Below are 10195 nucleotides of genomic sequence, written 5' to 3'. Positions count from 1 at the left end.
CAAGGCAGCATTCATGGTCGTCGAACGGATCGTAAGTCGGCTCAGCGCCGCCCCGGATCCCCAGAAAAAGCCGCTAGGGGCAGGGAAATCACCACGCGATGCGCAGGAGCGAAGGCCCGCGCACGATCACGCCATATTCCCACTTCACGCCTTCGCGACCGTCCGCGAGCTGCATTTCCGGGAAGCGCGCGAGAATCGCCTTGAGCGCTTCCTGGAGTTCCAGACGCGCGAGCTGCGCGCCGATGCAGTGGTGCGGGCCGTGCCCGAACGCCACGTGCGGGTTGGGGCTGCGGGTGAGGTCGACGGTGTCCGGGTTCGCGAACACCTCCGGGTCGCGGTTCGCCGCGTGCAGCGCCGGCAGCACCGGGTCGCCCGCGCGCACCACGACGTCGCCGAAGCGCACGTCTTCGGTGGCGTAGCGGGCGAACATCGCCGCGGTGTTGATCGGGACGTACCGCAGCAGTTCCTCGACGGCGGTCGGCATCAGCGCCGGGTCCGCCCGCAGCTGCGCGAGCAGGTCCGGCTGCGTCAGCAGGGTGAACAGGAAGCTCGGCAGCGCCGTGGACACCGTCTCCACACCACCGGTGAGCAGACCCGCGCCCGCGATGGAGATCAGCTCGTTCTCGGTGAGCTTGTCGCCGGCGTCGCGCGCGTAGACCAGCGCGCCGAGCAGGTCGTCGGTCGGTTCCTCGCGCCGCTGCGCCACGAGCCCGGCGACGTAGTTGTCGAGCTGGTCGCCGTAGACGTCGAGCACGTCGCCCTTGGCCGTGGCGTCGCTGACCAGAGCCTGCGTCCACTCGCGGAAGATCTTGTGGTCTTCCTGCGGCACGCCGAGCAGGTCGCAGATCACCGTGACGGGCAGCGGACGCGCGAGCTCCTCGACGACGTCGGCCGAGTCGCCGCGCGCGACCATGCCGTCGAGCAGGTCGTTCACGAGCGTCTGCACGCCTTCGCGCATCTGCTCGAGCCGGCGCGCGGTGAAGGCCTTCGACACCAGGCGGCGCAGGCGCGAGTGGTCGGGCGGGTCCATGCCCATGATGCCGTCGCCCATCTGCTGGCGGCGCATCCGCGGCTGGTCGAGGCCCTGCGCCAGCTCCCGGCTGAAGCGCTGGTCGGTCATCACGAGCTTCACGTCGGCGTACTTGGTGGCGAGCCACGCCGGTTCCCCGAAGGGCATCTGCACCCGGCTCATCGGCTCTTCGCGCTGCAACGTGTGGTACAGCTCGGAAACGGAGATCTCCTGCATGTCGAACGGGTAGGCCCGGACGGTCCGGCGCGTACTCATCGCGAATCCCCTCCAATCGCGGTCATCGGCTGTTCCAATGCCTGGGCGTCGTGGGTGTGCTGGACGTACGAGAGCGCCGACATCAAGGTCGACGAGGTGATCGCACCGCCGTGACCGCGCTCGACGACGCGGCGCAGCGGCAGGGAACCGAGGTCGGACCAGCAGAGCCGGCCGGCCGGGTCGAGGTAGCTGCGGGCCTGCCCGGCGTTGTCCGGGTGCAGGCAGAACGGCACGTCGAGCAGACCGCGCTTGAACGCGACGACGATCGCGCGGCCGAGATCTTCGTGGCTGTTGAGCACGGCGTCGACCAGCGCGTAGGCCTCGCGGTAGACCTGGTTGTCCGCTTCCACGGTGACCTTCTCGGTGGCTCGCACGGCACCGGCGTGTTCGAGCGCCTGGACGTTTTCCGCGACGGTCGGGATCCGGTGGGCCTCGGCGACGGTCTTCACGATCAGCCGCTCCGAGCCGGTGCTCAGCGCCAGCTCGGCCGCCGTGCCGAGCAGGCTCAGCGAGCCTTCCGGCGTGCGCGGGAACAGGCCCATGTAGGCGTAGATCACCACGTGCCACGACGCGCCGGGCAGCAACTCCGTGCACAGCCGGCGCAGCGCCGCGACGGCTTCCTGGTCCTGGCGCAAGTTGGTCTGCTGCGCGTAGCTCACCGAGATGCTGCGCAACCCCTTGCGGTAGAAGAACAACGCCTCCAACGCGCTCAACGCCACGAGCTCGCTCGGCGGGCAGAGCTGGCCCATCATGCAGCCGCCGAACGTCTCCAGGTGCGCGCGTCCGCCCGGCAGCTCGGCGTCGGCCAGCAGTTCGCAGCAGGCGGACCAGTTGCGTACGGACTCGTCCAGCGGCGTGCGGCTGTAGGGCAGGCAGTACGACACCGGCCCGCCCTCGGTGGCGTGCAGGCCGGCGGCGAGCATCGCCCGGAAGATGTCCGCGGGCCGCGCCGAACCGTGGCGCACCTGCACCGGGAAGTCCGGGCCTTCGAGGCCGTCGAGCATCGCGCGAGTGACCTCGGCCGGGTGGTTGACGATGGGGTAACCGTTGAGCGCGATGCCGTGGGCCAGTGCGTGCGCGACGGAATCGGTGTCGCAGACGCGGGTGTAGCTGTCGAGCGTGACGGTGCCGACGGTCGTGGCGGCGGCGTTCTTGGTCGCCGCCAGTCCGGCGCGCATCACGACCGGGTCGGCGAACCCCATGCGGGGCTGCACGACCAGCTGCCCGGCCGCGTGCCTGCTCGCCACGAACTCTTCGAAGCTCACACCCCCTCCACCCGCACGGGGAGCTGGGCGGCACCGGCGGTCAACGTCGCGGCGAACCGGCGGAAGGACGCGTTGTTCTGCTGGTCGTCGAAGACCGCGTCGAAGCCGGCGAGCAGCAGCCGCGCCGTCTCCTCCTCGGTCAGCGGTCCGCCGACGCCGAGCTTGCCGCCGATCACCACCGGCAGCGCACGCAGCTCAGGGAAGGATCGCAAGCGCTGGATCACGCGCAGGCCGTCCTGGTAGCCGTGGCCGTTGACGCTGCTGAGCACGAGCAACGTCGGGAGCCGGCTGAGGCATTCGGACTCCAGCAGCTCGTCGGGCACGCACGCGCCGAGGTTCACCACGTCGAAGCCGAGCTCGCCGACCAGCAGCTCCAGGTACACGAGGTTCCACGTGTGCGAGTCCGACGCCATGCTGCTCACGATCACCGTGCGCGGCGGTTCCGTGACGACGCCGCCGCGGTAGGCGTTCATCTCCTCGCTCACGGCGAAACCTCGTACGCACGCTGGTAGTCCAGCCGCGACACGGACACGACCTCGTCACCGCGCACCACGACCTCCGTCGGCGCCGGCCGGCCGAGGAAGCTGATCAGGCTGGCGGTCACGCCGTACGCGCCGACGTTCGGCACGGTCACCACGTCGCCGGGCGCCAGCTCGGGCAGGCGCGCGGCCTTCGCGAGCGAGTCGCCGGGAGTACACAGTGGACCGACGAGGCTGCCGGTCTCGCCGTTGGGATCGGTGTCTTCGATGCCGACGGCCGCGGGCAGCAGCCGGCCGATGCCGGACAGCCCGCCGACGACGTTGATGCCCGCGTCGAGGATCACGAACTTGCTGCCGCGGCTCTCCTTGACGTTCACGACCCCGGCGAGCAGCGAGCCACAGCTGCCGGAGAGGTACCGGCCCGACTCGCAGGCCAGCTCGACCTCCCCCGTCCGCCATTCCGGCAGGTACAGGTCCAGCAGCTGTTCCAGCCCCGCCCGCAGCTTCGGGTAGTCGGTGCGGGGGCCCGGGACCGCGTACGGCGAGGAGAAGCCGCCGCCGATGTCGAGCAGCTCCAGCGGCAGGCCCGCTTCCTGGTGCAGCTGCGCGGCCGACTGCAGCACGAACTCGTACTCACCGAGCAGGCTGTCCTCGTCCTTGGCGTTGCTCATGGTGAAGAAGTGCGCACCGGCCACGCGCGTGCCGGCCACAGCCTTGAACGCGGGCATGAGCGAGGGCAGCGTCTCGGCGTCGATGCCGAACTGCGAAGGCCGGCCCATCATGCGGATGCCGGTCGACGCGCTGCCCTGCGTGGTGTTCACGCGCAGCAGGACCGAAGCGACCACGCCGTGCTTCTCCGCCGCCGCACCGACGTGCTGCAGATCGGTGAGCGACTCGACGGAGAACAGCCGCACGCCGGTCGCGATCGCCTGCTCCAGCTCGGCGCCGGTCTTGCCGGGGCCGGTGTAGAGGATCTCGCTCGGGTCGAAGCCCGCCTGCAGCGCGTTGGCCAGCTCACCGGTGGAGCTGATCTCTGCGCGGCAGCCACCGTTGTGCAGCTCGCGGGCGATTTCCGGGTGCGGGTTGGCTTTCAGCGCGTAGAAGACCTGGAAGCCCTCGGGCAGCAGGCCGAAGAGCTGGTCGCGGGACCGTGCGACGACGTCGAGGTCGTAAACGTAGGTGGGGGTGCCGAAGCGTTCGGCGAACTGCTGGGTCATTTGCGCGCGCCTTCCACGAGCAGGGCCAGTTCCTTCGTGGCGTTCTTGCCGTGCGCCGTGAGCGGGAACTCGTCGACGACGTGACACAGGGACGGGACCTTCTGCGGTTCGAGCCGCTTCGCCAGCTCCCGCAGCACGGTGGTGGGCGGCAGGTCGCTCTCGACGCAGATGGCGAGATCGCGCGTGTCGCTCGGCGGGATCGCGCCGGCCGCGCGGACACCGAGGATGTCCATGGCCGCGGCCTCGATCTCCAAAGTGGACATCCGGATGCCCTTGCGCTTGAACATGTCGTCGCGGCGGCCTTCGAAGTAGAGGTACCCGTCGGCGTCGAGGCGGCCGTAGTCGCCGGTGTGCAGGCGCAGCTCGCCGGTGGCCTCGTCGCGGCGGAACGCGCGGGCGGACAGCTCCGGCGCGCGCCAGTAACCCGGCATCACGTGCGGGCCGGCGGCCACGATCTCGCCGATGTCGCCGGCGGGCAGCTCCGTGCCGTCCGCGGCGAGGATGAGCACGGACGTGCCCGGCAGCGGCAGCCCGGACGCGCCGGGGCGCTGGTCGTCCTCGCCGGGCGGCATGATCGTGATGCGCTTGCACTCCGTCTGGCCGAACTGGCGCACCACGCGGGTGCCGGGGAACGCGGCGCGCAGCTGCGCGATCGTGCTCTCTGGCAGCGCGGCGCCGGTGTTGGTGAACAGACGCACGGGCGCGGCCGGTTCGGTCTCGCGTCCGGCGAGCGTGGCGATCATCGTGGCGAGCGAGGGCACGATGGGCACGATCGTCGCGCCGACCTCGCGCATCCGCCGCAGCAGCCGCAGGTCGGACTCCACGTCGGCGAGCACGATCTCGCTGCGCCCGAGCGTCGAGAGCAGGACCTTGTAGAGGCCGTAGTCCCAGGACATCGGGAAGCGGCAGAACACCACGTCGTCGCCGCGGTAGCCGAGCACGGCCTGGATCGCGCCGGCGGCGAAGGTGACCTGGCGGTGCGGGCCGATCACGCCCTTCGGCGCCGCGGTGCTGCCGGAGGTGTAGATGAGCACGGCGACGTCGTCGGGGTCGACGTCCGTGGCCTCGACGCGTTCGCCGTAGGCCGCTTCGACCTCGGTCCACAGTGGAATTATTTCTTCCGGCGTGACCACGAGCACCGGCTCGGCGTTGCCCACCACCGAATCGAAGTGGAACGCCTTCATCGCCGGGTTCACGGGCACGAACACCGCGCCGCGGCGAGTGGTGCCGAAGAACAACGCGACCAGCTCACGCGTGGTGGGCAGCTGCACGACCACACGGTCACCGCGCCGCACCCCGCGCCGGGCGAGCACCACCTCCACCGCGTGGCTCCACGCGGCCAGCTCGGCGTAGGTCCACGCGCCGGCCCGGTCGCGCACCGCCGTCGACCCGGGTGCGTCGGCCACCGCCTCGTCGAGCAGGGAATGGACGAGCGAAGTACCGTTCACGACTGCTCCCACCAGAACTCGAGAACCGGGGCCTCGATCCGCCCCTCGACCCCGGGAAAACTAGCCGCGGCGGCGCGCGTGGCCACACCCCTAACCGCCCCTAAGCGCGCACGCGAAAACGGCCTGCCCCGCCCGGAAACCCAGGCGCAGCAGGCCGTTTAAGACGGGCTTCAGCTCAGTGCTTCGAACCCCGCGACCGGCACGACCCCGTCGAGGTCACGGGCGAGCTGCTCGTCGAGCGTCACGAAGGCGTCGCCGTGCAACCGCGTCAACGCCACGTACTCGGCCACGAACGTGTCGGCCCACCCGAGCTCCTCGGCGACCTGCCACGCGGTCGCCTGCAGCACCCGATCACCGAGCAACCGGATCTTCAACGCCCGCACGCGGTCGAGCCGCGCGGCGGCGTCCTTCTTGGTCAGCTTCCCCTCGCGCACCTGCCCGTAGAGCAGAGAAAGCGCGTGCGACCGGATGAGCGTGGGCGCCAGCAACTGATGGCCCACCACGGCCCGCTCCTCGGCCAGCCGCAACGCGACCTCCGGCCCGATCACGTACTTCGCCACGCAGCTCAGCCTACCGGCGTGAGCAGCACTTCGGCTTCGACCGCGAGCGCCTTCCGGTCGATCTTCCGGTTGGAGTTCAGCGGGAACTCGTCGACGTGGCGGTAGTGGCGCGGGATCACTCCCTCCGGCAGGACCTTGCGCAGCGCGCGCACGAGCTCGATCGCCGGGCGCTCGCCGCCGGTGTAGAACACGAACAGCTCCAGACCGGCGTCGCCGCGCACGCCCAGGGCCACGGCGTCGCGGACGCCGGTCGCGCGCAACGCGTGCTCGACCTCGGTGAGCTCGATGCGCCAGCCGAGCACCTGCACCTGGGAGTCGAGGCGGCCCAGGTAGGCCAGGTCGCCGCCGCCGAGGCGCCGGACGCGGTCGCCTGTGCGGTAGAAGCGACAGCCCTCGCGGTCGAGGAACCGGCCGCGCTCGTCGGCCGGGTCGAGGTAACCCGGCGTCAGCTGCGGGCCCGCGATGGCCAGCTCACCTTCTTCGGCTTCCTCGACGTCACCCTCGCCCAGCAGCAGGTGCTTGTGCCCCTCGTGCACGGCCCCGATCGGCACCACCCCGTTCACGGCGATCCGCGGCGTTTCCTCGTCGTCCCAACGGTAACCGGCGACGGTGATCGTGAGTTCGGTGGGGCCGTAGAGGTTCTCGGCGAGCGAGTTCACCGCCGCCGCGCGCCAGTCCGCCGTGTCGCGCACGGTGAGTGCCTCGCCCGCGAAGAAGCTCCACCGCAGGCCCGGCAACGCACCCGGCGTGAGCCCACCCGTGCGGCGCACCAGGTCGATCGCGCTCGGCGTGGAGAACCACACGGTCAGCCCGCTCTCCGCGGCGAACGCCGGCAGGTCGCGGTAGGCGCGACCGGGCAACACCGCTGCCGGCGCCCCCGCGCCCCAGGCACAGAACAGATCGAACATCGCGCAGTCGAAGTTCAGGTCGAACGTCTGGGAGAAGACGTCGTCGGGCGTGAAGTCGTAGCGGGCGTCGAGCAGGCCGAAGTAGTGCTCGGTCGAACCGTGGCCGATGCGCACGCCCTTGGGCCGGCCGGTGGATCCGGACGTGAACAGGATGTACGCGGAATCCTCCGGCCGCACCTGCCGCGGCTCGACCAAACCCTGCGCCCGCGTCTCCAGGGTGAGCACGGGAACCCGCCGCTGACCGAGCACGTCCGCCAGCAGCCCCTGGCCGCGGTCGTCGACCACCAGCGCGTCGACCCCCGCCGCCTCGACCATCTGCGCGGTGCGGGCCGCCGGGAAGTCCGGCCGCATTGGCACCACCGTGGCACCCGCGTAGAGCCCGGCCAGGATCCCCGCGTACGCACTGATTCCCTTGCCCGCCAGCACCCCTACGGTGCGCGCGCCCGCTTCGTCCAGCGCGCCGCCCCACAGCAGCGCCTGCTCGTGAAGCCGGCCGTAGGTCAGCTCCTGGTCGCCGACCCGGACGGCGGTGCCGTTCTCGGAAAGGGCCAGGCCACGCAGGAAGCGCGAGTGCAGCCCGCCGGTGAAGCTCGTGTCCATCGTCGTCCTCCGCGTGATTAGGGGTCGCGATGCGTCGATCCGGAACGACGACGCGAGGTAGAGTCCAAAACCGAACCGGGCGGTCGGTTTTCCTGCCTGGTAGATACCGATCTAGCCATCCGGAGTAGCCATGTGGGACAGCTCTTTCGACGAGACCCTTCGCACGTTCCTCCCGTTCCTCCCCGCCGAGGAGGCACTCACCACCGAGACCCCGCTGCGCGAGTACGGCCTCGACTCACTCGCGACCGTGGAACTGCTCGCCGTGCTGGAGCAGAACTACAACGTGCGTTTCGAGGACGACGCCCTCAACCTCGAGACCTTCGAGAACCCGGGCCGGCTCTGGGCGACGCTGGCCGAGCTGCAGCCGGCTAGCTGACCCGCGAAGGTCCTGCGCCCCGCCTCCGGGGCTGCAGGGCCAGCCGCGGGTTGATCGTCACCACCTCGAAGCGGCTCGTGGTCGCGCGGACGCGCCCGAACAGCGTGTCCGGGCCGGCCACCCAGAGCTTGCGCACGCCCAGCTGTTCCAGGGAGGAGACGACGTGCGGCCACCGCAGCGGCTTGACGATGCTGTCGAGCAGCATCGTGCGCACCTGCTCCCCGGACCGCAGGATCGACCCGTCCTGGTCGGCGACGATCGGGAGCAGCGGATCGTGGAAGTCCAGACCGCCGATGACCTCGTCCTCCGCTTTCCGGCGCAGCGCGGCGAAAGCACGGGAGTGCAGGGGCGGACGCATGGTGTACAACGACAATCCGCCCATGCTGCGCACCGTTTGCTTGAGCCAGTCGAGGTTCCGCTCACGCAACGAGACCATGTAGAAGTCGTGGTCGATGTAGCACGAGATGTCGGACCACTCGCCGCGTCCTTCGAGGTCGTTCAGCGCGTCCAGGAGCTTCTCCTCGGGCGTGCGCACGAACGAGTGCGTGACCACGTCGGTGTACTCCGTGGCGAAGAACTCGGTGAGACAGCGGGCGAGCTCCGCCGTCATCCACACTGCGTCGGGGAACGTCAGCGCTCCGGCATACACACTGGCCGGCTTCTCGCCGAAGCTCGGGCCGGTGCAGTAGTCGGGGCTGATGTCGTACTCCTGCTCGGCCCACTCGGCGAGCGCGAGGCACGTGAGCATGAACCCGACCTGCGCGTACTCGGAGTAGTCCCCCTCGGTCTCGCGGAAGCGGTCGACCAGCGAATAGCCGAGCCGGTCGTTGGCTTCTCCGATCAGGCGGCGGGCGAACGGGTTGATGAGCAGGAACTTGCCGAAGTCGGCGAAGCGGCAGGGGCTCATCCCGGGGAAGACCACCGCCGATCCTCTGGCCTCATCCATGGCTGGTTGCCTCACTTTCGGCATTGGCGGCGGGGTGGACTTCCCGCAGGAAGCTCAGCAGGACCTCGTGGAACCGTCCGGGTTCCTCGAGGTGCGGAACATGACTGGACTCTTCGAAGATCTCCCAGCGCACGTCGTGGATCCGGTCGAAGTAGGGCTGGACGGTCTTGGGTGTGGCTTCGTCGTGCCGGCCGGAGATGAGCAACGTCGGCACCTCGATGTCGTCGAGGTCGTCGACCACGGAGTAGTCCCTGAGCGTGCCGGTGACGGTGAACTCGCTCGGCCCGTTCATCACGGAGTAGACGGTGTTGTTGTCCGCCATCTCCATGAACGAGGCCAGGTAGTCGCCCGGCCACGGGAGCACGCGGCAGACGTGGCGGTCGTAGAACACGCGCATGGCGTCGAAGTACTCCTGCGTGTCCGTGGTGCCGGCCGCTTCGTGCGCTCGCAGCTGCTCGTCGACACCGGGCGGGAGCCGGTCCCGGAGCACGTCCATTTCGGAGCGCCAGAGCTCGTAGGAGGCAGGCGAGTTGGCGATCACGAGCCCGCGCAATCCCTCGGGCCGCTGCGCCGCGTGACGGGCGACGACCAGGCCGCCCCACGACTGTCCATACAGGACGTAGTTGTCCTCGATGCCCAGCCGGTGCACCAGGTTGTCGAGCTCGTCGCCGAACAGCTCGGGCGTCCAGAAGTCCGCGCCCTTGTCCGGCAGCCGCGTGGAACCGCCGCTGCCGAGCTGGTCGTAGTGCACCACAGGAAACCTGTGCTCGGCGAGCGAGCAGAGGTTCAGCAGGTAGTCGTGTGTGCTGCCCGGTCCCCCATGGACCACGACGACGGCGGGCAGCTCGCCGCCCACGACACCGGTGACCCGGTACCACGTGCGGTGCTCGCCGAAGGGAACCCAGCCCTTCGCGGTGGGCGCCACGGCCATGCTCATCACCTCGTTCGTATCCCTCGGCCGGCGGGTGGTTGCCGCCGGACCCACGTTCATGTCTAGCCGCCGGGGCGCCGTCGTCACCAGCCCCTAAGGGGCGTCTAAAGCCGGTCTAAGTCCGCCCTGTCCTCTCTAGTCCGGCGGGCTTTTCGAGGGAAGGGCGCTAGGGGTGCGCGA

At 70.0% G+C, this 10195-nt stretch carries 10 protein-coding genes; 1 reads left to right on the top strand and 9 read right to left on the bottom strand.

Features of this window, described 5'->3' with window-relative positions:
- Positions 1-88: 88 nt before the first annotated feature.
- From ABZU76_RS20675 to ABZU76_RS20645, 7 genes are all read right to left on the bottom strand, one after another.
- Positions 89-1285, bottom strand: coding sequence for a cytochrome P450 (locus ABZU76_RS20675; protein WP_354871801.1), 1197 nt, complete (start codon positions 1283-1285; stop codon positions 89-91).
- Complete coding sequence (locus tag ABZU76_RS20670) at positions 1282-2550, bottom strand: methylaspartate mutase (RefSeq protein WP_354871799.1); 1269 nt, start codon at positions 2548-2550, stop codon at positions 1282-1284. The genes ABZU76_RS20675 and ABZU76_RS20670 overlap by 4 nt, the downstream gene beginning before the upstream one ends.
- Positions 2547-3035: a methylaspartate mutase gene (locus ABZU76_RS20665; protein ID WP_354871797.1), complete on the bottom strand. Its 489-nt coding sequence runs from the start codon at positions 3033-3035 to the stop codon at positions 2547-2549. Before ABZU76_RS20665 ends, ABZU76_RS20670 begins: the two co-directional genes overlap by 4 nt.
- Positions 3032-4246 carry a type III PLP-dependent enzyme gene (locus ABZU76_RS20660; RefSeq protein WP_354871794.1) on the bottom strand — a complete coding sequence of 405 codons (1215 nt, stop codon included), beginning with the start codon at positions 4244-4246 and terminating at the stop codon, positions 3032-3034. The genes ABZU76_RS20665 and ABZU76_RS20660 overlap by 4 nt, the downstream gene beginning before the upstream one ends.
- Positions 4243-5694 (bottom strand): AMP-binding protein, encoded by a 1452-nt coding sequence (locus ABZU76_RS20655; protein WP_354871792.1) that lies wholly within the window; start codon positions 5692-5694, stop codon positions 4243-4245. Before ABZU76_RS20655 ends, ABZU76_RS20660 begins: the two co-directional genes overlap by 4 nt.
- A gap of 170 nt (positions 5695-5864) precedes the next feature.
- On the bottom strand, positions 5865-6254 hold the full coding sequence (locus tag ABZU76_RS20650) for a hypothetical protein (RefSeq protein ID WP_354871789.1): 390 nt from the start codon (positions 6252-6254) through the stop codon (positions 5865-5867).
- A gap of 5 nt (positions 6255-6259) precedes the next feature.
- On the bottom strand, positions 6260-7762 hold the full coding sequence (locus ABZU76_RS20645; protein WP_354871787.1) for an AMP-binding protein: 1503 nt from the start codon (positions 7760-7762) through the stop codon (positions 6260-6262).
- Between the two features lie 130 nt (positions 7763-7892).
- Here ABZU76_RS20645 and ABZU76_RS20640 point away from each other — a divergent pair, with 130 nt between their 5' ends.
- Entirely contained in the window at positions 7893-8138 is a 246-nt protein-coding gene (locus ABZU76_RS20640) for a phosphopantetheine-binding protein (RefSeq protein WP_354871785.1), read from the top strand.
- Here the strand turns inward: ABZU76_RS20640 and ABZU76_RS20635 are convergent.
- Both ABZU76_RS20635 and ABZU76_RS20630 read right to left on the bottom strand, forming a co-directional pair.
- On the bottom strand, positions 8131-9084 hold the full coding sequence (locus ABZU76_RS20635; RefSeq protein ID WP_354871782.1) for an ACP S-malonyltransferase: 954 nt from the start codon (positions 9082-9084) through the stop codon (positions 8131-8133). The genes ABZU76_RS20640 and ABZU76_RS20635 overlap by 8 nt on opposite strands.
- Positions 9077-10015 (bottom strand): proline iminopeptidase-family hydrolase, encoded by a 939-nt coding sequence (locus ABZU76_RS20630; RefSeq protein WP_354871780.1) that lies wholly within the window; start codon positions 10013-10015, stop codon positions 9077-9079. Before ABZU76_RS20630 ends, ABZU76_RS20635 begins: the two co-directional genes overlap by 8 nt.
- Between the last annotated feature and the right edge of the window lie 180 nt (positions 10016-10195).

It is taken from the genome of Amycolatopsis sp. NPDC005232 (assembly GCF_040607795.1).
In the GTDB taxonomy this organism is placed as follows: Bacteria; Actinomycetota; Actinomycetes; order Mycobacteriales; family Pseudonocardiaceae; genus Amycolatopsis.
The sequence above is the reverse complement of the archived record's forward strand: the minus strand, read 5'-3'. Positions and strand labels throughout refer to the sequence as shown.

Excerpts from the sequence above, each read along its gene's own strand:
- ABZU76_RS20675 (WP_354871801.1), bottom strand. The coding sequence starts at position 1,285 with ATGAGTACGCGCCGGACCGTCCGGGCCTACCCGTTCGACATGCAGGAG.
- ABZU76_RS20660 (WP_354871794.1), bottom strand. The coding sequence starts at position 4,246 with ATGACCCAGCAGTTCGCCGAACGCTTCGGCACCCCCACCTACGTTTAC.
- ABZU76_RS20645 (WP_354871787.1), bottom strand. The coding sequence starts at position 7,762 with ATGGACACGAGCTTCACCGGCGGGCTGCACTCGCGCTTCCTGCGTGGC.
- ABZU76_RS20640 (WP_354871785.1), top strand. The coding sequence starts at position 7,893 with ATGTGGGACAGCTCTTTCGACGAGACCCTTCGCACGTTCCTCCCGTTC.
- ABZU76_RS20635 (WP_354871782.1), bottom strand. The coding sequence starts at position 9,084 with ATGGATGAGGCCAGAGGATCGGCGGTGGTCTTCCCCGGGATGAGCCCC.
- ABZU76_RS20630 (WP_354871780.1), bottom strand. The coding sequence starts at position 10,015 with ATGGCCGTGGCGCCCACCGCGAAGGGCTGGGTTCCCTTCGGCGAGCAC.